Source organism: Breoghania sp. (assembly GCF_030066895.1).
Classification (GTDB): Bacteria; Pseudomonadota; Alphaproteobacteria; order Rhizobiales; family Stappiaceae; genus Breoghania.
The window spans coordinates 1-22,347 of sequence record NZ_JASJAV010000021.1 but is presented as its reverse complement, the minus strand read 5'-3'; the positions used below and the strand labels follow the sequence as shown (position 1 = coordinate 22,347).

The window sequence follows — 22,347 nt, the reverse complement described above, 5'->3', positions numbered from 1 at the left end:
ACTCTCAAGATCCAAAAATCGATTGAATGTGACGAAAATGAGGGCGATAAAAATACTGAATATTCGATTTTTCCTTTGAGTCACGATCCGTTGTGTCATCAAGGACAATGCTCAAGCTTTCTAGGATGTAAATCCATGCCAAGAACGCGATATCTAATTAATTTAGCAACATTATCATCAGTGATCGTCCTGAGTCCCGCCCTTGTAGGGACATATTGGACAGGTGATCTCGACGGTGATACATGTGATTATTTCGAAAACTGGGATGGGGATTTCGGTGGCGGTGACTTGGTCATTGACGGCAATGACGTAGAAGTTGTCTCACCAAGCCGGACGACAATTGCTGCGGACGGTAACTCAACGGCAGGCGCGACCTCCGGTCCGAAGTCAATCACCGTCTCCGGTGGAGCAACTCTGACCGGCAATGCGTCGGCCGCCGTTGCAATCGGTTATACGGCGGGATCGTCCTACATCACGATCACCGGGGATGGCTCGACACTGGTTGCCAACGGTCTCACCAAGATCGGGTACAACGAAGACAGTACCGGCACGCTGAAGATCGAGGACGGGGCCTACTTCGACGCCAACGGCGTGATCTGGATCGGTTATGCGGAGGACTCGACCGGGTATCTCCTCGTCGATAGCGGCTCCAGCGTTGATGCCGCTGATAATGTGTTGCTGGGCTATGCCTCAGGCTCGACCGGTTATCTGACCATCGACAATGGGTCGGAACACCGTAACCTCGGAGGGGCAGTTGCAGGTCGGTTCCTCCACGAGCGGCGAGGGCAACGGCGTGGTGACGGTGTCGAACGGGTCCACGCTCACCGTGAACGGGTCGTCTATGATCGGTCTCTATGGCGCGACGATATCGGGACGGTGACGATCGAGAGCGGCTCCAGCCTGACGGCGGGAGACTATATCGTCCTGGCCTATGAGGCCGGCACATCGGGTACCCTGACACTGACGGGAGACGGCACAACCGGCATGCTCAACGGCGACCTGTTTGTGGGCTATGAAGGCGACGGCACGTTCGAGGTGCTGGACGGGGCCGCCGTGACGGCCAACTTGGACATTTTGGTCGGCTACGGTTATACCGGGGCCACGGCGACCGGTTTGCTGAAGGTCGACGGTGTCGGGTCTTCTTTGAGCGTGAATGACTCCACCGTCTATATCGGGACCTACTCCGCGGGCGACGGTGACACGGTCGGCGGCACGCTGACGATTTCCGGCGGCGGTACGGTCAACGTCGGCACCGAGGTCAACGGCAGCTATGAAGGTACGGTCACGGTCGCCGCGCTGAATGGCTCTACGGGAACGCTGATCATCGGCGGCGCCTACGACGAGAATGCGACCGACGAGGGCGCTGCCGCCTTCGGCACGCTGGATGCCGCGACCGTCGCTTTCGGGTACGGCACCGGTTCGTTGGTGTTCAACATCACGGATACTGATGCCTACACCTTCGCCGCCGGCTTCACGGGCTCCGGCGAGATCAACGTCTATAACGGCACGATCAGCCTGACGGGCGACTACACCGACTATGACGGTGACACGAACGTCTATGGCGGCACGCTGCAGGTCCATAACGACTCGTTCCTGAATACCGTGATCTCCGTTTCCGACGGCGTCACGCTTGCCGGTACCGGCACGGTGTCCAGCGTCATGCTGAGTTCCGGCTCGACCATCGCGCCGGGTGACGACGGCGTCGGGAGGCTCACGGTTTCCGGCAGCGATCTGACCTTCGTCAGCGGGTCGACGCTGACAATCTATGTGGACAGCGACGGCAGCTCCAATTTGTTCTCCGTTGTCAGCACCAGCGACGGCAACACCAGCACCGGTGGCTCGGTGACCATCGAGGACGGGGCGACTCTGTCCATCTCCGGAGTGACGACCAGCGACGGTATCTCCGGAACGTTCACCACCGTGGAGAACGACTTCGCCTATCTAAATGCGTCGGTCAAATACGATGAGGACGATGTCTATGTGGCGTTGACGCGCAACGACACGAGCCTCTCGGGAGCAGGTCTTCCGGCAAGACCAATGCGAAATCGGCTGCGAACGCGGTGGGAAGTCTGGATGAGGACAGCGACCTCTACCAGGCCGTGCTGTTCCTCGATGAGGACGACGTCGACGGCGCTTTCGAGGAACTTTCCGGCGACAGCTATGCCGGGACGTCCGAGGCCTTGATGGTCGCGTCGCAGGCGCCCCGCAACATCGTCGCCTCGCACATCCGCTCGGCCTTCTCCGACGTCACCACGATGGAAATGGCGACGGTCGGCACCCACGGCGACGATGCGGACAAGGAAGTGTCCGCAACCGGCGGTTCGGTCATGTGGGGCAAGGGCTACGGCAGTTGGTCGAAGGTCGACGAGACGAGCGGTGCCAGCGGTCAGCAGAGTGTCAGCGGAGGCTTCCTGGCCAGTGTCGACCGGGAGATCGCCGGGGGGCTGGCGGGCCGGTGTCTATGCGGGCTACGGCTACACGCACACGTGTGCGGAAGGCGTGGACGCGAGCAGCAAGGCCGCGACCTATCAGATCGGCGCATATGGCGGCCAGCAGTTCGGCGCTCTGGGTTTGCGTCTCGGCGCGAGCTACGCGTGGCAGGACGTGTCCGCCGATCGCACGATCTCGGCGTTGAGCCAGGATCTCAGTTCCGAACTATTGGGCACGTACCGCTCAGGGCTTCGTCGAACTCGGTTATCTGACGCAGTTCAAGAGCACGCGCTTTGAGCCCTTCGTGAACCAGGCGCTGGTCTATACCAGATGACGGACCGGTTCACGGAAAGTGGTGGATCCGTGGCGCTGACGGTGAATGCCGAGGATCAGAGACCCAGGCGATCACCAGCGTCGGTCTGCGTGTCGAACAGGACCTGAGTTCCATGATCAACGCGCCGATCGTGCTGACGGGCTCCGCGGCGTGGCAGCACACGTTCGGGGATGTGGATGCGGAGACGATGATACGGTTTGCATCGGGCGTTAGCACCTTCACGGTCAACGGCGCGGCCTTGGATCGCGATCAGGCAGCTCTGTCGGCGGTGTCCGCGCCACGCTGAACGAACGCGCGGTTCTGGATGTGTCCTATGAGGGAACCCTCAGCGAGGGCAGCCAGTCGCACGGTGCCCAGGCGACAGTGTCCTTCAAGTTCTAGGACGCCTGCTGGCGTTCGACTGGTTTCATCAAAACTGCATCAAGGCCTTCGCACTCACTGCGGAGGCCTTTTGCTTTATGCGCATGGCGCGAACGACAAGTCGGCGTCGCACACTCGCGCGCGGCAAGGCGGAAAGCAGAACCGATGAAATCAAGGGAGGTAAATGGTGGGCGATACTGGGATTGAACCAGTGACCTTTCCGGTGTGAACGGAACGCTCTCCCGCTGAGCTAATCGCCCTCGCGCCGTTTGCGGCGAGCCCGTACACCGCCAATTCTATGGGAGATCCGCGCGCGAGGCAAGAGGGGAATTCGTGTCGCTTGGGGGTAAGTGGGATAACTCCCGCTCGCGCAAATCGCGGATCTTTCAGGCGCGCAGGCTGTCCCTCAGCCCGTTCAGCGCGCCGTGGAGTTCCTTGAACGACGAAATGACACGGGTCTCGGGGGCCGAGTTCGCTCACCGGCACTGGCGTGTAGCCGTAATCGACCGCAATGACGGGAATGCCCGCGGCGCGTGCGGCCTTGATGTCGGTGATGGAGTCTCCCACCACCGTCGCCTATGCCGGCTCGCCACCCGCCCGTTCGACGGCCCCCAGGATCGGCATGGCGTCCGGCTTGTTCTTTTCGAATGTATCGCCGCCGACGATCGCATCGAGGTACTTCGTCATGTCCAGCGTATCGAGCAGGGGTCGCGTCAGTCCTTCCAGCTTGTTGGTGCACACGGCAGGCTTCCAGCCTTCGGCCGCAAAGCTGTCGAGCGTAGCACGGACATCCGGGAAGGGCCGGCTCTTGACCACGATATTGGCGGAGTAGTGCTCCAGAAATACGTCGAAGAGCACGTTCATCTCGTCTTCCGGCAGATGTTTTCCCGCCATGTCGAACCCGCGCTGCAGCATCACCCGTGCGCCCTGTCCCACGAGCTTGTTGATCCCAGCCACCGGAATGGGCGCCAGCGAGCGCGTGGCCAGCTTGTAATTGAGCGAGGACAGCAGGTCGGGGACGGTGTCGATGAGCGTGCCGTCGAGATCGAAAACGAGGACTGGGGCTGACAAGATGGGAACTCCGGGTAGTCTGGGGACGGTCCGGGGTTATCCGGTTTACGGGGGCGGCGCAAGAGGGAAGGGGAAGTGGGTGGGAAACGGAGGCGCTGGCGCGCCTCCGTTTCCCTTAATAGCTTGTACGCCGTCCTGAACTCGCCCCAGTGGCGGCCGAAGACATGGAGCGGCACGTTGATTTCCCGCATCCAGACCGTCTCGCCGTTACCCATGTCGCGCGGATAGGACTGAATGAGGAAGGGGCGCGTGTTGTGAGCGGCCGAAAACCCGACGCGATCGTCGAAGATGCGCCGGTTGCGGCAATGGGCGGCGTTCGATACGGGATCTTCGGGGCGCTGGGGATGCGAATAGGTGCGGTTGTGCACCCGGCGCAGGTAGCCGTTGCGCAGAAGGTCATGCCGCGGCCCTTAGAGGCCTCCAGCAACGATTCCTGCAGCGGCGGGCAGGATCTTGCTCCAGAACGTCCAGAGCCTGCGTCGTAACCTGTTGGGGGGCGCTGTCGGGAACCGGCCGGTAATCGGTGCCGTAAAGCGCATCGAGGCTCAGGCGGCCGGAGTTGACCACCTCGGTCATCGCCGCCTCGATCTTCGCAGCCGTCTCCTTCGCCGCGGTGGTGAATGCCTCGTGTTCGGTCTGAATGCGATCGAGCAACCGGTTCAGCGCCGTGTGGGCGGTCTCGTCCAGATCGCCGAAGGCGCAATGCGGGCCAAGGGCGCTCGCGCCGACGATGGTGATCGGCAACCGGCCGACCCCGTCCAAAACGAGCGTGCCGCGTGTGCCGACGGCCACGCCCCTGTCTTCGGTCGGTTTGATCAGTGCTCCGCCTTGCGACACGTCGATCGTGTGAATAGCGAGGTCGAGCCCCGGCGCTTCCAGACGCCCGGACAGGTCCACGGGGAAGCGATCGTGACGCCGACGGTTGCTAGCCGTCGTCTGGCGGATGAGCATCGTGAAGCGCGTCGACAGCGCCTCGGTGAGGTCAGTCATCTGGTTGCAGGCATCGGTGATCCGGGCTCCGGTCTCGTCTGTGGCATCCGTGGCGGTGGAAATGGCGCTCACGCGATCGGAGACCTCGCGCACGAAATCCGCCGTCATGTGCGCATTGCGGCCGATCTCGTCGGTGGTGGCGACCTGCTCCTCCACCGCACCCGCTACCGAGACAAAGCTCGGGCGGATCTCGTCGGTCGCGCGCTGCGCCTGTTCCGACAGAAGCTTCACCTCATTGGCGACGACGGCGGATCCCTTGCCCGCTTCGCCCGCGCGCGCCGCCTCGATGGTGGTGTTGAGGGCCAGCAGGTTGGTCTGCTTGGCCACCGCCGAAATCACCGACACCACGTCTGCGATCTTCTGTACCGCGCCTTGCAGCTCCGTGATGCCTTTTCCGGTCTCCGACGTGATGTCTCCCGCCTTGTCGGCAAGCATCGTGGTGGAGGCGACCTGAGACCCGATCTCGCGGCTCGTCTTGGTCAGTTCCTCGATTGCGTCGGCCAGTTGCGTGGCGTTGGTCGTGGCCTCATCTGAGCGTGCGGAAAGTTGGGCCGTATCGGTCCGGATGTCGGAGATGATGCGGGTCTGATCGTCGAGCTGTTGCTTGACCGCGCCCGCGCTTGAAACGATGGAGCGCGCGGCTACCGCCAGATCCGCCTCGATCAGGTCGAAGGTCTCGGAAATATCGGAATTCGCGGACTGGGCCTACCCGACCATATCGCTGCGATCTTCGATATTATCAGTGTCGATCTCGCGAGCTGTCTGCTCGACCGTACTGTCGGATGTTCCGATCGTCTGGTTCCGGGTGAAACTGGGAAGTCCGAATGCCCGAATAGCCATTTTTGTCTCCTGGAAGCCGGGGAGAAAGTCACGTCAAAGGCATACTCGCGTTAAATTGGTGAATTTCTGGTGAATTGAAAATAATTATCATGTTATTAATTTGAGTATGTTGCACTGCGATATAATGAATATTTGAATGGAGCGAGTGAATGTTACAAGGCGACGTTTGGGAAGGGGAAGCCTCTGCTCGTGCGCTCGGCATGTCTTTACGTCGACATGCTGCTCGGCTCGAGAAGGGAAAAGAACGCAACGGGAGCTTCGATAACGAAACGTTGAAAGGAGAATCGATCCGGCGCACGGGAGGAGGACCGCGATCGGAGGGCGTGCAGGGACATCGAAAATGTCCTATGCACTGCCAATGCGCATTGTGCGCAAGATGCTCAACAAGCCACTCAAACGGTGGCCTGACCGGGCCTGCCATGCTATTCAGCCGCCGGCGCCGTGGCCCGGTGTCGTCAAAAAGCCAGAATCCGGCTTCACCCAGACGCGACCGCTGCTTTGCGAGGCGCGGACACCGGGATGGAGCCTTTGTCCCGTTCTGCCGGCAAGGGCAGAGATCGTGGAGATGGAATGAGCGATGAACTGAAGCGCGCATCTGCGCTGGCGGCACTTGAGGAAGTGCAGCCGGGCATGCGGCTGGGTATCGGCACCGGTTCGACGGCCGAATTCTTCGTGCGTGCGCTTGCGGAGAAGGTTTCCGCCGGTCTGGATATCATCGGCGTGCCGACCTCGGAACGCACCGCCGCGCTCGTCCGCGAGTTGGGCGTGCCGCTGACGACACTCGATGAGACCCCCGAACTCGATCTAACCGTGGACGGCGTCGATGAGCTTGACGCCTGTCTGCAACTCATCAAGGGCGGCGGCGCTGCCCTGCTGCGGGAAAAGATCGTCGCGGCCGCTTCCACGCGTATGGTGGTGATTGCCGACGACAGCAAGCTGGTGGAAACGCTCGGCCGTTTCCCCCTGCCGATCGAGGTGATGCCCTTCGATCTGGAGGCCACGCGTCGCGCTGTCGTGAAGGCGGCAGTGTCACTGTCGCTGGAGGGCGAGGTGAAGCTGCGCTTGAATGCCGACGGGACCGCGCTGGTGACCGACGGCGGCCACTACATTCTTGATGGCCACTGGAATCTGTTGCCCGACGTGCCGGCCCTGGCTGAGCGGCTTTCCGCCATCCCCGGCGTTGTCGAACACGGATTATTCATCGGCCTGGCGAAGGCCGCCTATGTGGCGGGCCCATCCGGCGTGCGCCAGATTTCGGTCACGACGGCCGACGAGACGAAATAACGGAGAAAGACATGACGCGTTCGATCTATTATTGCCTGACGGGCGGTCTTGCGGCCGTCGTGCTGGTTGCAAGCCTTGGTCTTGCCGTCCCGGCAATGGCGCAGGACCAGACCTCCGGCGACACCACGTCCGATGACCAGGAGAACTTCTCCAAGGAGCACCTGGCCGCCGCGCGCGCCGCGATCGAGGGCGGCAACGCCTTCCGATCCTTCGACGACATCCTTCCAGTGATCGCCGACAAGACCCGCACCCTGTTCATCCGCACCAACCCCTCCGCGACCAAGGTGATCGACGAGGTCACCAACGAGGTGGCGTTGAAGCTCGCCAACCGTCGTCCGGAACTCGACCACACGATCATGAAGGTCTGGGCTCGCCGCTTCACCACCGAGGAACTGAAGGAAATCGCTACCTTCTACCGGTCTCCGGTCGGCAAGAAGTTCGCCGATCTCGGCCCGGAACTGACGGCGCTGTCCATCGGTGCGGCCAAGCAGTGGGGCGACGTGATCTCCACCGAAATGGTCACGCGCGTTCGCGAAGAGCTGAACAAGCGCGGCTACAAGTTCTGATCTCTCCCCGACCGGCCGCCACAGCGTCGTTTTCCCTCATTCCTGACGCTGGTGGCCGGACGATTTCGACCTATCTCTCTTGATCATGATAAGTATCGAACAGGCGAAACGTGTTTGCCGGTGTGAACGGGTGCGCCGCGAGCGACTTGTGAGAAACGCGCGGCGCTGACGGTGGAACGGAGCAGTCAATGGCGGAGTACGACTACGATCTCTTTGTGATCGGTGCAGGTTCGGGCGGCGTGCGCGCGGCGCGCATTGCGGCCGGATACGGTGCGCGCGTGGCGATCGCGGAGGAATACCGCTATGGCGGCACTTGCGTTATTCGCGGGTGCGTGCCGAAGAAGCTGCTGGTCTACGCCTCACAGTTCTCCGAGAATTTCGAAGATGCCAAGGGCTTCGGCTGGCATGTGGGCGAGACGTCGTTCGACTGGAAAGCCCTGATCTCCAACAAGGATCAGGAGATCGCACGGCTTGAGGGCATCTACCGGCGCAATCTGGAGCGCTCGGGCGTCGAGCTGCACGACACGCGCGCCGAAATCGCCGGTCCGCATGAAGTCTACCTGAAAGCGATCGATCGCACGGTGACGGCCAGGATCATTCTGGTGGCGACCGGCGGGCGGCCTTTCCTCGACAATTCGGTGGAGGGCGTGGAGCACACCATCACCTCCAACGAGGCGCTGCACCTGTCCGAGTTCCCCAAGCGCATCGCCATTTCCGGCGGCGGCTATATCGCGGTCGAGTTCGCGGGCATCTTCGCAGGGCTCGGAGCGGAGACGACGCTTGTCTATCGCGGCGAGGAAATCCTGCGCGGCTTTGACGATGATCTCTGCGCCGCCGTTCACAACGAATTGGAAAAGAAGGGCATCCGCGTCCTGACCGGCGAGGTCTTCACCAAGATCGAGCGCAAGGACGACGGCAGCTTCACGGGGCACCTTCGCCAGGGCGCGGCAATCGAAGCGGACCAGATCATGTTCGCCATCGGGCGCCGTCCCAACACCGACGGTCTCGGCCTGGATAAGGCCAGCGTGGAGCTGGGCTCCAAGGGCGAGATTAAGGTCGACGAGAATTCTCGCACCAACATGCCCTCCGTCTACGCCATCGGCGACGTCACCGACCGGGTGAACCTGACGCCCGTGGCGATCCGCGAGGGCCATGCCTTCGCCGATACGGTCTTCGGCAAGAACGCGCGCACGGTCGATCATTCCATGATCCCGACGGCGGTCTTTTCCCATCCCGAACTCGGCACGGTCGGTCTGACGGAGCGCGAGGCCTGCGAGACCTATCCGAATGTCGACGTCTACCGCTCGATCTTCCGTCCCATGAAGCACACGCTGTCGGGACGCGACGAGAAGGTGGTGATGAAGATCCTGGTCGATGCGGATACCGATCGGGTTCTCGGCGTACACGTTCTGGGGTCGGATGCCGGTGAGCTTTCGCAGGTTCTCGGCATTGCGCTGAAGATGGGCGCGACCAAGGCGGATTTCGATGCCACCGTCGCTGTGCATCCCACCGCTGCAGAGGAACTCGTCACCATGCGCGAGCCCGCCGAACGCCATGGCCGCGCTGTGGTGGAGTAGGGCGGATGGGCCCCACGCACGTTCCCCCCGCACTCGAAAGTGTCGCTGTGCCGTTCCCGTGTCCTCGAACGCTAACGCCCGTCCGCGACCGCCCGGCAGAACCGGTCGATTTCCTCGTCCGTGTTGTAGTAATGGACCGAAGCTCGGGCCAGCGCCTCAAAGCCGCGCGTCGGCAGGTCGAGGCGCGAAGAACGCGCCTGCGTATGCGTGATGTTGATGTCGCGCGCCTGCAGCCGCTGCCGGATGGCGAGCGGCTCCTCGTCTTCCTTTCGAAACGTGACGATGCCGCAGCGCTCTGCGCCGAGATCATGGACGGTGACGCCCGCGATCCCTGAGAGTTCGCTGCGCAAACGCTCCGCAAGCTCCTTCACCCGCGCCTCGATTTTGTCCATGCCCAACGAGAGCGCGTAGCGTATGGCTGAGCCGAGCTCGATCTGACCGGCGACGAAGCGTTCCCATGTCTCGAACCGCATCGCGTCCTCCTTCAGCCGATAGGCCTCCGGCGAGAGCCAGTCGCTTGCCTGCAGATCGACGAAGGGCGGTTCCATGTCGGCGATGATCTCGTTGCTGACCCACAGAAAACCGGTGCCGCGCGGCCCGCGCAGATATTTGCGCCCGGTTGCCGGACAGCATGTGGCAGCCGATTGTCTTCACGTCAATCTGCAATTGCCCGACCGCCTGGCAGGCATCGAGCAGATAGAGAACCCCGTGCCGACGGGCTATGGCCCCGACCTCCGCCGCCGGGTTGACCAGTCCGCCCTGGGTCGGCACGTGGGTCAGGGAAATGAGCCGGATTTTCGGCGTGATGGCCCCTCCAGTGCGGCAAGATCCACCTGACCGGTCTCGTCATTGTCGATGACGTCGATCTCAATCCCGGCCCGCGCCTTCATTTGCAGAAGAGCGACGTAGTTCGAAACGATTCGGTCCGAGCCGTGATCACACGATCGCCGGGGCGAAAGGGGATGGCGTAGAAGGCCATGTCCCAGGCCCGGGTGGCGTTCTCGATAAAGGCGATTTCCTCGCGCTTGCCGCCGACGAGGTCGGCAGCAGCGGCGTAGAAGTCGCGAAGAGCCTCATCGGCTTCCGCTGCGGCCTCGTAGCCGCCGATCTCCGCTTCGCGCTCAAGATGGCGCGTGACGGCGTCAAGGACGGGGGAGGGCGGAAGGGCGGACCCGGGGCATTGTTGAAATGCAGAACGTGCTTGCAGCCGGGTGTCTGCGCGCACAGCATGTCGATATCGAGGGGCACGGGAACTCCGTCGCAAAGGGCGTGAGAGCGACAGGCTAGGAAGTTTCTCCGGCCGGGTAAAGCGGCGGGCGAGGGCATGAGGATTGCCTGTTTTGTCGAACGTTCCCTTGCTCCGGCAGACCGCCGCCTCCATGTTCATGTACCATGACAGACACGATCCTTTATTTCGGCTACGGTTCCCTGGTGAACGACGATACCCGCGCACCCGACAGCGTTGCCGTGCCCGGCCGGGTCTCCGGCTGGGTGCGCGAATGGCGGATTGCCGGACCGACCTCCTACGGCGGCGTCTGCAGCCTGTCGGTGCGGCCGCAGGAAGGTGCGGAGATCGCGGGACTGATGGTGCGCGAGCCACGCCACGGCCTTGCCAGGCTGGATGAGCGCGAATGGCGTTGCGAGCGCCGCGATCTGGCGGACGGCGCGTTCCGGGCCGATAGCGGTCAGCCGACGCGCGAACCGGGCTTCATCTACACCGCACGTCCCGAACATCACCGCTGGGGCAATGCCGACCACCCGATCCTGCAATCCTACGTGGATTGCGTTCTGGCCGGTTTCCTCAAGCATTGGGGCTAGGCGCGCGTGCGGGATTTCGTGGAAACGACCCACGGTTGGCACGTGCCCATCCTCAGGGATCGGGACGAACCGCTCTATCCGCGTGCGGTTCGGATCGATGAGACGGCGCGCGCGTTGTTCGATGATGTGCTGGGCGAGGCCGGTGCGCGCTGGCTTTGAATGTCGCCGCGTAGTCCTTTAAGCCGCAATTCCGCTCAGCCCCGCACCTATGGGCCCAGGCGATACCGGCCGCGCCGAGGTCGATGGACAGCGTCTCCAGCCCCGACCAGACCCAATATTGCGTCGGCCAGTGCGCCTTCATCGAGCCGGTGGCGAAGAAGACCACGGCCGTCATGGCGAGCGACAGTTCCGCTGATCCGGTTCTGCCGGCGAAGAGGAACGGCAACAAAGGCACCGAGCCGAAGACGACGAATGTCGAGACAGCTGCCTTGACGGGCGAGCGCAGCGTTGTTGCCAAGCCGAATTCTTCCGAGAGCATGGTTTCGATCCAGATCTGGCGCTGCGAGGCGATCAGCGTGACCAGCGTTTCCAGATCCTTGCCCTGATAGCCCTTGGCGTGGAAGATCTGGCGGATTTCCTCCCGCTCGCCCTCCGGTTCGCGGGCGATGTGGCGCTCCTCCATCGCATGCAGGCGCTTGTAGTCGTCCTCTTCCGTCTTGGTGCCGGAATAGTTCGCCGCCGCCATGGAAAAGCCGTCGGCCAGTAGGTTCACTAGCCCCAGGATCAGAACGATGCTTGCCGACAGTTCTGCACCGATCACGCCGGCGACGATGGCGAAGGTGGTCACGGCCCCGTCGATGCCGCCATAGACCCAGTCTCGCAGATAGTTGACGGAGGGGCCTCGACCAAGCCGCTTGGCGATGGCCGCGGGCGTGTGTTTATGCTCCAGTTTCATTCACGCGCCCTGGCTTGTTGTGGCTTGGGTCCATGCCCTCAACGCGGTGGCCTTGGCTGAGCCTGCCGTGTATAACCCGGCGGGGCCGTGCGTAAAAGCGGCAAGGGTGCCGTATCGGAATTATGCCGGAAATGCGCCGGATTTGACGCGTATCGCTAGAGGATACGGAACCGCATGACGGTGCGGAGCCGGATCGCCGTTCTGGATGTGCGAGGTGCAGCGTGCGGCCGTTGGTAGATCAGGAGACGACCATGGCGGAGAAGTGGACACCGGAGACCTGGAGGTCAAAGCCTATTCAGCAGGTGCCCGATTATCCCGATAAGGCGGCTTTGGATGCCGTTGAGGCGAAGCTTGCGACTTACCCGCCGCTCGTTTTTGCCGGTGAAGCGCGCAAGCTGAAGAAGCAGCTTGCGGAAGTGGCGGAAGGCCGTGCTTTCCTGCTGCAGGGTGGCGATTGCACCGAGAGCTTTGCCGAGCATCGCGCGGACAATATCCGCGACTTTTTTCGCGTCTTTTTGCAGATGGCCGTCGTTCTCACCTATGCGGCGGCCTCGCCGGTCGTGAAGGTCGGCCGCATTGCCGGTCAGTTTGCCAAGCCGCGCTCCGCACCGATGGAAAAGATCGGTGACGTGGAACTGCCGAGCTATCGCGGCGACATCATCAACGGCATCGACTTTACCGAGGCCGAACGCACGCCCGATCCCGTGCGCATGGAAATGGCCTATCGCCAGTCCGCAGCGACGCTGAACCTGATCCGCGCTTTCGCGCAGGGCGGTTTCGCGAACCTCGATCACGTGCATCAGTGGATGCTGAGCTTCGTCAAGGACAGCCCGCAGTCCAGCCGCTATCAGGACATCGCCGACCGGATCACCGAGGCGCTAGACTTCATGCGCGCCTGCGGCGTCGATCCCGACAGCGCCCCGCAGTTGCGCTCCACGGATTTCTTCACCAGCCACGAGGCGCTGCTTCTGGGCTACGAGGAGGCGCTGACCCGCGTCGATTCCACCTCCGGCGACTGGTACTCCACCACCGGCCACATGGTCTGGATCGGCTACCGTACCCGTCAGATCGACCACGCCCACGTGGAATTCTGCCGCGGCATCAAGAACCCGATCGGCCTGAAGTGCGGCCCGTCGATGGAGCCGGACAATCTGCTGCGTCTGATCGACGTCCTGAACCCGGCCAACGAGGCCGGTCACCTGACGCTGATCGCCCGCTTCGGGGCCGACAAGGTCTACGATCATCTGCCCGCGCTGGTGAGTGCGGTGGAGCGTGAGGGTCGCAAGGTCGTGTGGTCGTGCGATCCGATGCACGGCAACACCATCAAGGCCGCGACCGGCTTCAAGACCCGGCCGTTCGAGCGGGTCCTGGGCGAGGTGGAGGCGTTCTTCGCCGTCCATCGCGCAGAAGGCACCCATCCGGGCGGCATCCAAGTGGAGATGACCGGCAAGGCGGTGACGGAATGCACCGGCGGCGCCCGTGCGATCTCCGAGGACGATCTGTCGGCGCGCTACCACACCCATTGCGATCCGCGCCTCAACGCCGATCAGGCTCTGGAACTCGCTTTCCTGGTGGCTGAGAACATCAAGAAGGAGCGCGAGAAACGTCACGCCGGAGTAGCGGCGGCGTCCTGATATCAGGCGCTTTTCGGTTCAAGATACAGGTCGACCCGTCGTTGGGAACAATGGCGGGCCGTTTTGTTTGTAGGGAGGAGAGGGGAACACGTGGCCCATCCTTCGAGACGCCATCTTGCGACGGCTCCTCAGGATGACGTTGTGTATGTTGATGGTTTCATCGCGTTTTCAACACGATAACGTCATCCTGAGGAACTCGCGTCAGCGGGCGTCGCGAAGGATGGGCCACGTGTTCAGTACCCTCCCTCGACAAAAAATCGGCCCGCTGCTGTTTTCAACGACGGGCTGTTTTGCGTTTGTTTAGGGGACAGAACGCTTTTGGCGGGTCGGTGCTCGCATCAATCGGGGATCCCTTGAACTGTCCCCGGCAAGACCGGCCGGCTGGATGAGCGGGGGGCGGGCCTGCTCACCAGATCCAGAACATGAACGACCACGCGGTGACCGGCGCCGCCATCGCAAGCGCGAATAGGGCGGTTGCAGCGCCCGTTCGCAAGGCCGAGGCACCGCGACGGCGGAAGATCGAAAGCGCCAGCCAACCCGATCACAACGCCGTGGCCGTGATCGAAAGCGCCCTGATCTCCGACAGCCACGACAGGGAGAAGCCGTCGGCCTGGATGATCGTCACCGTGGTGGAGAAAAGCTCGAGGATCAGCCCACAAGCCGCCAGCGGAATGAGCGCATGGGTCAGATGATAGAAGTGTTTCGCCTCGAAACGCCCGGTCAGACGCAGCCCCGCCGTCAGGCAGACGGTGATCACCGTCGCGATCAGGATGGCCAGCATGAAGACGTAGATCAGGAACACCGACCCGTCGAGCACGGTCATCACGTCGCTCTGGGCGGGGTAGTCGGTCAGCATCCACCATGGCAGGCTGCATCTGCAGCGGCCAGATCATGCCGTGCTCGACGAACCATGTGGCCAGCGCCGTCTTGATGGTGACGAACCACGGGCTCGACGACCACTGGAAGGCCCCGGTGGCGACGCCGAGCATGCCGAAGACGATCAGCAGCGCATCCCAGTGGGTCGCGGTGCGTCCCGACACGTTGACGATCTCGGAATTCGGCGAGCGTCACTCAAGATGCACCGCATCGCGAAAGCCCGAGCAGCGTGCGCACATGTGGCAGTCGGACGAGCTGATCATGGTACGCACGGGTACGAGCGGCGCGCAGTTGAACGGCTCGCGTGCCGGGCTCTGAGGATCGCAGGCATCCTACGCCCTGCTGTCGACGGCATAGTGCAGCGGCGCAAGCTTGGTCAGCAGTCCGAAGATTCCGGAGACTGGGCACAGATAGCGGCACCACACGCGCTTGTCGTTGCCGTACATGTAGCCGATACAGATCGCCGCGGCCGTGGAGCCGCCGAGGATCAGCAGCGCAGGGTAGGGGGTACTGATAGACGGAGATCAGCTGTCCGTAGAGCGTGGTGCACAGGAAGGCGACGAAGGGCCAACCCGACCACAGCGCACCCAACGCGGAACCGAGCGCTTGCGCCTGTGCTTGGAGGCGAATTCCAACAGCGCGCCTTTCGGACACATGGTGCCGCACCACAACCGGCCGAACAGCACGGTCGACAGTAGCACGCCCGGCCACCAGATGCCCCAGAATACGAACTGGGAAAACACCGTGAGGTTGCTCCAGATATGCGCCGTAAGCGGCAGCAGCAGCAGGGGGGACGATCAGCAGGGTCGCGTAGATGCCGACGATGCACCACTGAACACCCCGGATCAGCCGTTGGTGCCGACGCAGCTAAAGCCCGACCGCGGCAAGGCGCGGACGGCCTTCGGCTGTCGTCGAACAGGTATCAACATCCTGGCTGTAGAGGGTGACGCTCATCTGGAAGCCGCCGTCGCTGGAGTTGCCTCGCGGGTCCTGCCTCGGGCGAACAGCAACGCGACGTCGCCCCAGAAAACGACCCAGACCGCAACGGTTACCGGATCCGGCATGGCGCGGTAACCAGTGAGCGTGGCGACGATGCCGCCGATACGGCTCATGTCATCGAGCACGAAGGAGGTATCCCAGACCGGATCCATGTAGGGCAGCAGGCCGAGGGAGGCGAGATCGCCGACGCCGGTGGTGAACAGCGCGCAGGCCAGCAACAGCAGCAGCGCTTCGGTGACGGAGAAGAACAGCCGCCAGGACAGAACCTTGCCGCCGAGCTGCAGGACGCCGTAGGTGAGAAGCGCTAGCGCAAAGCCCGCAGCCGCAGCTCCGACCACCGTCAGCGTGCTGACGGCGGGACCGGCGGCGAACATGCCATAGAGAAAGACGACCGTCTCGCTGCCTTCGCGGGCCACCGCGATGGCCGCCAGGATGGTGACGGTCCACCAGCGCCCGGTGCGGGCAGCCTCGTCGACGCCTTCGCGCAGTTCGCGCTTTATGTCGCGCCCGTGCTTGCGCATCCAGAAGGCCATCTGAACGATAAGGCAGGCGGCTATGAGAACGAGGGCGGCCTGGAAATATTCGAGGCTTTCGCCAGACATCAGCTCGGGGGCGGCAAGCAGGCCGTAGGCCAGCGCAACGGCAAAAACGAGGCCCGCCAGAATCCCGCCCCAGAGATAGCGCTTGCCGTTCGAAGCGGCCGCATTGTGGGAGATCCAGGCATTGAGAATGCCGATCACCAGCAGGGCCTCGACGCTTTCGCGCCAAACAATGAAGAGTATTTGTGTGGTCACAGTGGCCGTCCTCGCGTCATTTGGCTCATGACAAACCGTTGATTGGCGTCACTTGGCGATGATCACGCCGTTGGCGCTTTCCTGATCCATGTGGAATTCGTCGTAGAACTTGTAGGTACCGGGCGACAGGCGGCGGATCACCACGAAGGATGTCACGCCGGGAGCCACGACCTTTTCCTTGCGAAGCCGAAGGCTTTCGAATTCGGCAGGTGTGGTGCCGACATTCTTCACGACGATCTTGAAGATCGTCCCTGCCTTCACTTCGAGGGTTTGCGGTGTGATTACGCCGTCGTTCAGTTCCATCTCGTAGGTCTTGAGGCTCGACGCCGTTGCAGGTGCGACAAAACCGGCACACGAGAATGCGGTGAGGAGACCGAAGGCGGTTGTGAAGCGGAAAAGCGGATGGGACATGGTGTTTTTACCGGCCGGGAGAGGAAGATCGGCGCCCGTGCGGCGCCGATCCGTTTTCACAGCATGCAAGGCCCAGTAGCCGCCCTTCTTGCCGACGCCGGAGAACACGAACTCGTATTCCGTCGTGAACGGCTTGAACCAAGGGGCGACGCCCGTTTCCTTGTCGATGTGACGGCCGAAGGTCTTGCCCGGCGCCGCGACCTTGAAGGTCAGCTTGTACTTGCCCGGGCCCATCAGCTTGATGTTGTCGCCGTAGTGCGGGCCGTCATTGGCCGCCATCGGCATCAGCGGGCCGGACTGGGTCTCGCCGCTGTCTTCCTTGGTGAGCGTGTACTCGATGTTGAGGTACGGGGCCCATTCGCCTTCGGCCAAACCGTTCTTGTTGTCGGCCAGAGCGTGAATATCGGCTTCCAGGTGCACGTCGGACTCGGCTGCCGGACGCATCATGCCTTTCGGCTTCATCACGATGGGCTGGAGATAGATTGCGGCGACCTCGAGCCCGCCGGCTTCCTGCGGCGTGCCGATCGGGTATTCGATCGCCTGGGCGGAGGCGGCAAAGGCCAGGGTCGCGAGATCGGCGCCGAAAAGGTTGACACTCGTCCGATTCATCTTGGAGACTTCCTTGCTGTCTTGGAGTTCTGCGGCGACGGTCAAGCGGCTGGAGGGGGTGTGGGGGCCGCCTAACCGTCGTCAAGTCACCGGTTCGCACGGTTGGCGGGGAAGCGTTCGCCGCGCAAACCATTAACTTGAATCTAGGAAGCAAGTTTGAAGGGGAAGATGCAAGGGGGTGCTAGAAAATTACTTGAATGTTAGAGTTATCATTTTATAAAATGCCTACTGTTAACTTAAATGCCGTAGCGATGTTAGTGGGTGCAATTGATAGTTTATTATAATTCGAATATGAAATTAATTTTTTAATAGACCTCCTATAGCTCAATCTTATCTCTTCGGCGCGCGCTGTGAGGCTTCCACCTCGTTCAGATCCATGTGGTTGCGCATGTAGCGCTCGGACGCCTGATAGTCCCAAGGGTATAATAGGCGCCGTTTCGAAGGGCCTTGTAGACCACATGACGACGGGCCTGCGACTGACGCACTTCCCGGTCGAATGCATCGAGATCCCAGATCGTCTCCGCCTCGCGCTGGAAGGCGGCGAGCGTCTTGGCGTGGAAGGGATCTTCGGCGAGGTTCGTCAGTTCGTGCGGATCCCCGAGGAGGTCGAACAACTGCGGCTTGCCGAGCTTGCAGGAGATAAACTTCCAGTTATCGCGGCGGATGGCGACGAGTGGGGCGTAGGAGCCTTCCGCCGCATATTCCATCAGCACCGGCGAGGTTTGCTCCCCGCCGTGGGTGAGCGGCACGAGCGTCTCGCCGTCGGTCCACGGGCTGACCTTATCGAGATCGAGCCCCACCAGATCGGCAAGCGTCGGGGTAACTTCGAGCGTGGAGACGGGACAGCCGACCGGTCCGGTCGGCAGGTCGGGGGCGGAGATCATCAGCGGCACGCGCGCCGAGCCTTCGAAGAAGGCATCTTGAACCAAAGCCCGCGCTCTCCCAGCATGTCGCCGTGGTCGGAGACGAACAGGATGATCGTGTTGTCCCTCTGGTTCGTGCCCTCCAGCGCTTCCAGGATTTTGCCGATCTTGTCGTCGAGATAGGAGATATTGGCGAAATAGGCACGGCGCGAGCGGGCGATGTCGTTGTGGGAGATCTCGTAATTGCGCCAGTCATTCGCATCGAACAGGCGCTTGGAATGGGCGTCCTGCTGGGCATAGGGCAGGGCGGCGACTTCCGGCTCCAGATGATGGCAGTCGGCGTAGAAATCCCAGTACTTGCGCCGGGCGACGTAAGGATCGTGCGGGTGAGTGACGTTGACGGTCAGCATCCACGGACGCTCGTCCTCGTTGCGGCCGAGATCGTAGACTTTGCGAACGGCGTTGTAGGCAACCTCGTCGTCATATTCGAGCTGGTTGGTGATCTCCGCAACGCCCGCATGCGTGACGCTGCCCATGTTCTGATACCACCAGTCGATCCGCTCTCCCGGCTTGCGGTAATCCGGCGTCCAGCCGAAATCGGCCGGGTATACGTCGGTCGTCAGCCGCTCCTCGAAACCGTGGAGTTGGTCGGGACCGACGAAGTGCATCTTGCCCGACAGACACGTGGCATAGCCCGCCCGGCGCAGGTGGTGGGCATAGGTAGGGATGTCGGATGCGAATTCGGCCGCATTATCATAGACGCGCGTGCGCCGTGGCAACTGTACCGACATGAAGCTCGCCCGGCCCGGTGCGCAGAGCGGCGAGGCCGTATAGGCATTGGTGAAGCGTGCTGAGCGGGCGGCGAGTTTCTTCAATACGGGCGTGTGGAGCCAATCCGCCGGGCCGTCGGGAAACAGCGTTCCGTTCAGCTGATCGACCATCAGGATGAGGATATTGGCGCGGCGAGTCACGTTGGGGCTCCTTGGGTGTGTTGCCCCGGTGATAACAGCCATGGCCCGGGCGCGCAGCCGGTTTCCTGCGGGGCTGGAATGCGGTGAGGGCAGGGCGGGAGGAAATGGAGCCGCTTTGCCGCAGCTTGTCGCGCTGGATTCCGGATCAGCGCTCGGCTTGCGCCTCACTTGTCCGGAATGAGGGGGTTAGGTTGAGTTGTAACCACACGCCCACATCGAATGCCACGCATACAGCAGTCGCGTTTGGTTACGTCTCTCCCCTTGCTCGTCATTCCGGACGGTCTGCAGCGAAGCTGCATGGCCAGATCCGGAATCCAGCGCAATAGCCGGCGCGCAAGCGCCTCCACATTTTCCGCGCTACTACGCACGTTCAATTCAGTTAACGCGATAGCAACGCCCCTCCGTCACACTGGTATTCGTGCCTAGTTGAACTGGAGTCGGAGTTAACGCGCTATGCGTTGCGGAATAGATCTCGCCGGACTGACCTTTCTCGTCGTCGACGACAGCGCCTTCATGCGCAACGCCGTGCGCACCGTCCTGGCCGAACTGGGCAACGAACGGGTGATGGAGGCAACCGACGACGCTCAGGCCTTCGAGCAGATCGCCCGGGAAGAGCCGGACATCATCATTTGCGACTGGCTGATGAAGCCGATGGGCGGTGAGGATTTCATGCGCACCTTGCGCGGCGATCCCACATCGCCGATCGCAACGCTTCCCGTCATCATGCTGACCTCATTCTCCGGCCGTGAGCACGCGCTGACGGCAGCCCACCTCGGCGTCAACGAATTTATCGAAAAGCCGCTGACGCCCGGCGCACTGGCGCGCCGGATCGAGCGCATCGTTACCGAAGACCAGCCGTTCATCCGTGTGCCGGGCTATTTCGGCCCTCTGCCGCGCGCCGCCGGGATCGACGGGGCGAAGCTTCGCGCCATTGCCGAACGACAACGCCGTGCCTGCGAAGAAGCGGCAAAGGCGGAAGCCGAAGCCGCCCGTCGGCAGACGACGTCTCGCGCCGCCTGAACTTCCTTCCTCTTTTCTATGATGCCACGGCTTCCCTCTTTCTCCTCTGTGAGGAGAGGGGCAGTGTACGCGGGAAACTTCCGGGAAGAATGCTTCCTATCGTCTATTCTTCGTAATCGTTTCGCATCCGCCTCTGGCCTTTTCAGGCTCAGACGGCTATCCCGCTTGTTGAGCATTTTCGTTTCCGCCGACCGGGCCGAACCGATACCATGACATCGATCTCCGATACGCTGCGTCTCGCCCTTCTCCAGCTCAACCCGACGCTGGGTGATCTTGCTGGCAATGCCGACAAGCTTCGCGCTGCCCGCGCCACAGCTGCCGCGCAAGGGGCGGACCTTCTCGTCACGACCGAGCTTTTCATCTCCGGCTATCCGCCGGAGGATCTCGTCCTCAAGCCTGCTTTCGTGCGCGCCTGTCGCCGGGAGATCGAGGCTCTGGCGAAGGAAACCGCCGACGGCGGCCCCGCCATCCTTATCGGTTCACCGTGGATGATCGACGACAAGTTGCACAATGTCGTCTGCCTGCTGGACGGCGGCGAGATCCAGGCCGTGCGCGCCAAGGTGGATCTGCCCAATTACGGGCCCTTCGACGAAAAGCGCGTTTTCACGCCGGGGCCGCTGCCGGGGTCGATCGCCTTCCGCGGCATGCGCATCGGCGTGCCGATCTGCGAAGACACTTGGAACGACGAGGTGTGCGAGTGCCTGGCGGAAACGGGCGCGGAAATCCTGATCGTGCCCAACGGTTCACCCTACTGGGCCGACAAGGCGGACGAGCGCATTCAGGTGATGGTTGCACGCGTGGTGGAATCGGAACTGCCGCTCGTCTACGTCAATCAGGTCTGCGGTCAGGACGAACTGGTCTTCGACGGCGCCTCCTTCGCGTTTGAGGCGAACCGGACGCTGTCCATTCAGATGTCGCAGTTCGAGGAGGAGGTCGCGACCTTCACCTGGAAGCGCGACGGTGAGACCTGGAAATGCGTCGACGGCACCCGCGCGGCATTGCCCGGTCATGCGGAGGCGCAGTGGCGCGCCTGCGTCATGGGGCTTCGCGACTATGTGAACAAGAACGGCTTTCCGGGCGTGATCCTGGGGCTTTCCGGCGGTATCGATTCCGCCGTGTGCGCCGCGATGGCGGTCGATGCGCTGGGCGCGGACAAGGTGCGCTGCGTGATGCTGCCCTACCACTACACCGCCAGCGAAAGCCTGGAGGATGCGGAAGCCTGCACCAAGGCGCTCGGCGTTTCCTACGAGGTGGTGCCCATCGAGCTGGCCGTCTCCGGCATGGAAACCACGCTCAAACTCCTTTTCGACGATCTTCCCGCCAACGTGGCGGAGGAAAACGTTCAGGCGCGCACGCGCGGCGTGATCCTGATGGCGATCTCCAACAAGTTCGGCCCGATGCTGGTGACCACCGGCAACAAGTCGGAAATGTCGGTCGGCTACGCCACACTCTACGGCGACATGAACGGCGGGTTCAACCCGATCAAGGATCTCTACAAGACGGAAGTCTTCAAGCTGGCCGCCTGGCGCAATTCGCACCGTCCGGTCGATGCGCTGGGCCCCGACGGCGTGGTGATCCCTGAACGCATTATCACCAAGCCGCCTTCGGCGGAACTGAGGCCCGACCAGACCGATCAGGATTCGCTGCCGCCCTACGACGTGCTTGACGACATTCTGGAATGTCTGGTGGAGCGCGAGATGGGCATCTCCGAGATCGCGGAACGCGGCCACGACGAGCAACTGATCAACCGGATCCAGAATCTTCTCTACGTGGCCGAATACAAGCGTCGACAAGCTCCACCGGGCGTGAAGGTTACGAGCCGCAATTTCGGCCGCGACCGGCGCTACCCGATCACCAACCAGTTCCGCGACAAGCGGTAAGGGTGTGTGACGGCGATTGAATGCGGCGCCCATCCTTCGAGACGGCCTTCGGCCTCCTCAGGATGACGTTGTGTGTGTTGCGATTTTCTTCAACGGTAACAAAACGATAACGTCATCCTGAGGAG

The 22,347-nt window shown here is 62.3% G+C and carries 22 protein-coding genes, 1 tRNA gene and 3 pseudogenes; 11 read left to right on the top strand and 15 right to left on the bottom strand.

Going from position 1 to position 22,347, the window contains the following annotated elements; all coding sequences use genetic code 11:
* Positions 1–288 precede the first annotated feature (288 nt).
* Genes QNJ43_RS20140 through QNJ43_RS20130 form a run of 3 tightly spaced genes read left to right on the top strand, consistent with a single transcriptional unit; the run spans position 289 to position 3,050 of the window.
* On the top strand, positions 289–2,184 hold the full coding sequence (locus QNJ43_RS20140) for a hypothetical protein (RefSeq protein WP_300472439.1): 1,896 nt from the start codon (positions 289–291) through the stop codon (positions 2,182–2,184).
* Positions 2,100–2,702: a hypothetical protein gene (locus QNJ43_RS20135; protein ID WP_300472436.1), complete on the top strand. Its 603-nt coding sequence runs from the start codon at positions 2,100–2,102 to the stop codon at positions 2,700–2,702. Before QNJ43_RS20140 ends, QNJ43_RS20135 begins: the two co-directional genes overlap by 85 nt.
* 51 nt (positions 2,703–2,753) lie before the next feature.
* Positions 2,754–3,050 (top strand): autotransporter outer membrane beta-barrel domain-containing protein, encoded by a 297-nt coding sequence (locus QNJ43_RS20130; protein ID WP_346433063.1) that lies wholly within the window; start codon positions 2,754–2,756, stop codon positions 3,048–3,050.
* A 259-nt stretch (positions 3,051–3,309) separates the two neighbouring features.
* On the opposite strand, the gene QNJ43_RS20125 is transcribed toward QNJ43_RS20130, so the two are convergent.
* From QNJ43_RS20125 to QNJ43_RS20110, 4 genes are all read right to left on the bottom strand, one after another.
* Positions 3,310–3,384, bottom strand: a tRNA-Val gene (locus QNJ43_RS20125).
* 316 nt (positions 3,385–3,700) lie between these two features.
* A complete protein-coding gene (locus tag QNJ43_RS20120; RefSeq protein ID WP_300472434.1) occupies positions 3,701–4,195 on the bottom strand; it encodes an HAD hydrolase-like protein in 495 nt (164 codons plus the stop codon).
* Positions 4,196–4,591: 396 nt separating this feature from the next.
* Positions 4,592–5,620, bottom strand: coding sequence for a methyl-accepting chemotaxis protein (locus QNJ43_RS20115; protein ID WP_300472432.1), 1,029 nt, complete (start codon positions 5,618–5,620; stop codon positions 4,592–4,594).
* A gap of 270 nt (positions 5,621–5,890) precedes the next feature.
* Positions 5,891–6,025: a hypothetical protein gene (locus QNJ43_RS20110; protein ID WP_300472429.1), complete on the bottom strand. Its 135-nt coding sequence runs from the start codon at positions 6,023–6,025 to the stop codon at positions 5,891–5,893.
* A gap of 570 nt (positions 6,026–6,595) precedes the next feature.
* Between QNJ43_RS20110 and rpiA the strand changes: the two genes are divergently transcribed.
* The 3 genes from rpiA (at position 6,596) to gor (ending at position 9,452) form a co-directional block, all read left to right on the top strand.
* On the top strand, positions 6,596–7,309 hold the full coding sequence (rpiA, locus tag QNJ43_RS20105) for a ribose-5-phosphate isomerase RpiA (protein ID WP_300472427.1): 714 nt from the start codon (positions 6,596–6,598) through the stop codon (positions 7,307–7,309).
* Positions 7,310–7,320: 11 nt separating this feature from the next.
* Positions 7,321–7,875 (top strand): DUF2059 domain-containing protein, encoded by a 555-nt coding sequence (locus QNJ43_RS20100; protein WP_300472426.1) that lies wholly within the window; start codon positions 7,321–7,323, stop codon positions 7,873–7,875.
* Between the two features lie 188 nt (positions 7,876–8,063).
* Positions 8,064–9,452 carry a glutathione-disulfide reductase gene (gene gor / locus QNJ43_RS20095; protein ID WP_300472424.1) on the top strand — a complete coding sequence of 463 codons (1,389 nt, stop codon included), beginning with the start codon at positions 8,064–8,066 and terminating at the stop codon, positions 9,450–9,452.
* Positions 9,453–9,523: 71 nt separating this feature from the next.
* On the opposite strand, the gene QNJ43_RS20090 is transcribed toward gor, so the two are convergent.
* The 3 genes and pseudogenes from QNJ43_RS20090 to QNJ43_RS20080 all read right to left on the bottom strand — a co-directional run bounded on the left by QNJ43_RS20090 (position 9,524) and on the right by QNJ43_RS20080 (position 10,677).
* Complete coding sequence (locus QNJ43_RS20090) at positions 9,524–10,012, bottom strand: aminotransferase class V-fold PLP-dependent enzyme (protein ID WP_346433062.1); 489 nt, start codon at positions 10,010–10,012, stop codon at positions 9,524–9,526.
* Positions 10,013–10,139: 127 nt separating this feature from the next.
* Positions 10,140–10,223: pseudogene (locus QNJ43_RS20085) on the bottom strand (hypothetical protein); the annotation flags it as partial.
* Positions 10,224–10,338: 115 nt separating this feature from the next.
* Positions 10,339–10,677: an aminotransferase class V-fold PLP-dependent enzyme gene (locus tag QNJ43_RS20080; protein WP_300472421.1), complete on the bottom strand. Its 339-nt coding sequence runs from the start codon at positions 10,675–10,677 to the stop codon at positions 10,339–10,341.
* 167 nt (positions 10,678–10,844) lie between these two features.
* Between QNJ43_RS20080 and QNJ43_RS20075 the strand changes: the two genes are divergently transcribed.
* On the top strand, positions 10,845–11,270 hold the full coding sequence (locus tag QNJ43_RS20075) for a gamma-glutamylcyclotransferase (RefSeq protein ID WP_300472419.1): 426 nt from the start codon (positions 10,845–10,847) through the stop codon (positions 11,268–11,270).
* A 52-nt stretch (positions 11,271–11,322) separates the two neighbouring features.
* Here QNJ43_RS20075 and QNJ43_RS20070 read toward each other — a convergent pair whose 3' ends face one another.
* Positions 11,323–12,165, bottom strand: coding sequence for a VIT1/CCC1 transporter family protein (locus QNJ43_RS20070; RefSeq protein WP_300472416.1), 843 nt, complete (start codon positions 12,163–12,165; stop codon positions 11,323–11,325).
* A gap of 251 nt (positions 12,166–12,416) precedes the next feature.
* Between QNJ43_RS20070 and QNJ43_RS20065 the strand changes: the two genes are divergently transcribed.
* Positions 12,417–13,799 carry a 3-deoxy-7-phosphoheptulonate synthase class II gene (locus QNJ43_RS20065; protein WP_300472459.1) on the top strand — a complete coding sequence of 461 codons (1,383 nt, stop codon included), beginning with the start codon at positions 12,417–12,419 and terminating at the stop codon, positions 13,797–13,799.
* Positions 13,800–14,340: 541 nt separating this feature from the next.
* On the opposite strand, the gene QNJ43_RS20060 is transcribed toward QNJ43_RS20065, so the two are convergent.
* Positions 14,341–14,655, bottom strand: coding sequence for a hypothetical protein (locus QNJ43_RS20060; RefSeq protein WP_300472414.1), 315 nt, complete (start codon positions 14,653–14,655; stop codon positions 14,341–14,343).
* Between the two features lie 35 nt (positions 14,656–14,690).
* Between QNJ43_RS20060 and QNJ43_RS20055 the strand changes: the two genes are divergently transcribed.
* Complete coding sequence (locus tag QNJ43_RS20055) at positions 14,691–14,993, top strand: hypothetical protein (RefSeq protein ID WP_300472412.1); 303 nt, start codon at positions 14,691–14,693, stop codon at positions 14,991–14,993.
* Positions 14,994–15,007: 14 nt separating this feature from the next.
* Here the strand turns inward: QNJ43_RS20055 and QNJ43_RS27495 are convergent, their stop codons facing one another.
* From QNJ43_RS27495 to betC, 6 genes and pseudogenes are all read right to left on the bottom strand, one after another.
* On the bottom strand, positions 15,008–15,121 hold the full coding sequence (locus QNJ43_RS27495; protein ID WP_346433061.1) for a hypothetical protein: 114 nt from the start codon (positions 15,119–15,121) through the stop codon (positions 15,008–15,010).
* 78 nt (positions 15,122–15,199) lie between these two features.
* A complete protein-coding gene (locus tag QNJ43_RS20050; protein ID WP_300472410.1) occupies positions 15,200–15,418 on the bottom strand; it encodes a 4Fe-4S binding protein in 219 nt (72 codons plus the stop codon).
* A gap of 207 nt (positions 15,419–15,625) precedes the next feature.
* Positions 15,626–16,468 (bottom strand): FTR1 family protein, encoded by an 843-nt coding sequence (locus QNJ43_RS20045; RefSeq protein WP_300472407.1) that lies wholly within the window; start codon positions 16,466–16,468, stop codon positions 15,626–15,628.
* A 48-nt stretch (positions 16,469–16,516) separates the two neighbouring features.
* Entirely contained in the window at positions 16,517–16,879 is a 363-nt protein-coding gene (locus QNJ43_RS20040) for a cupredoxin domain-containing protein (RefSeq protein WP_300472458.1), read from the bottom strand.
* 75 nt (positions 16,880–16,954) lie between these two features.
* A pseudogene (locus tag QNJ43_RS20035) lies at positions 16,955–17,488 on the bottom strand (iron transporter); the annotation flags it as partial.
* Between the two features lie 330 nt (positions 17,489–17,818).
* Positions 17,819–19,364: pseudogene (gene betC, locus QNJ43_RS20030) on the bottom strand (choline-sulfatase).
* A gap of 411 nt (positions 19,365–19,775) precedes the next feature.
* Here betC and QNJ43_RS20025 point away from each other — a divergent pair.
* On the top strand, positions 19,776–20,342 hold the full coding sequence (locus QNJ43_RS20025; protein WP_300472405.1) for a response regulator: 567 nt from the start codon (positions 19,776–19,778) through the stop codon (positions 20,340–20,342).
* Positions 20,343–20,551: 209 nt separating this feature from the next.
* Positions 20,552–22,222 carry an NAD+ synthase gene (locus QNJ43_RS20020; RefSeq protein WP_300472403.1) on the top strand — a complete coding sequence of 557 codons (1,671 nt, stop codon included), beginning with the start codon at positions 20,552–20,554 and terminating at the stop codon, positions 22,220–22,222.
* Positions 22,223–22,347 lie beyond the last annotated feature (125 nt).

Bases quoted from the DNA above. Each gene is read 5' to 3' on its own strand.
- QNJ43_RS20115 (WP_300472432.1), bottom strand. From the start codon at position 5,620: ATGCTTGCCGACAAGGCGGGAGACATCACGTCGGAGACCGGAAAAGGC.
- QNJ43_RS20110 (WP_300472429.1), bottom strand. From the start codon at position 6,025: ATGGCTATTCGGGCATTCGGACTTCCCAGTTTCACCCGGAACCAGACG.
- rpiA (WP_300472427.1), top strand. From the start codon at position 6,596: ATGAGCGATGAACTGAAGCGCGCATCTGCGCTGGCGGCACTTGAGGAA.
- QNJ43_RS20100 (WP_300472426.1), top strand. From the start codon at position 7,321: ATGACGCGTTCGATCTATTATTGCCTGACGGGCGGTCTTGCGGCCGTC.
- gor (WP_300472424.1), top strand. From the start codon at position 8,064: ATGGCGGAGTACGACTACGATCTCTTTGTGATCGGTGCAGGTTCGGGC.
- QNJ43_RS20075 (WP_300472419.1), top strand. From the start codon at position 10,845: ATGACAGACACGATCCTTTATTTCGGCTACGGTTCCCTGGTGAACGAC.
- QNJ43_RS20070 (WP_300472416.1), bottom strand. From the start codon at position 12,165: ATGAAACTGGAGCATAAACACACGCCCGCGGCCATCGCCAAGCGGCTT.
- QNJ43_RS20065 (WP_300472459.1), top strand. From the start codon at position 12,417: ATGGCGGAGAAGTGGACACCGGAGACCTGGAGGTCAAAGCCTATTCAG.
- QNJ43_RS20060 (WP_300472414.1), bottom strand. From the start codon at position 14,655: ATGCTGACCGACTACCCCGCCCAGAGCGACGTGATGACCGTGCTCGAC.
- QNJ43_RS20055 (WP_300472412.1), top strand. From the start codon at position 14,691: ATGCCGTGCTCGACGAACCATGTGGCCAGCGCCGTCTTGATGGTGACG.
- QNJ43_RS27495 (WP_346433061.1), bottom strand. From the start codon at position 15,121: ATGTACGGCAACGACAAGCGCGTGTGGTGCCGCTATCTGTGCCCAGTC.
- QNJ43_RS20040 (WP_300472458.1), bottom strand. From the start codon at position 16,879: ATGTCCCATCCGCTTTTCCGCTTCACAACCGCCTTCGGTCTCCTCACC.
- QNJ43_RS20025 (WP_300472405.1), top strand. From the start codon at position 19,776: ATGCGTTGCGGAATAGATCTCGCCGGACTGACCTTTCTCGTCGTCGAC.
- QNJ43_RS20020 (WP_300472403.1), top strand. From the start codon at position 20,552: ATGACATCGATCTCCGATACGCTGCGTCTCGCCCTTCTCCAGCTCAAC.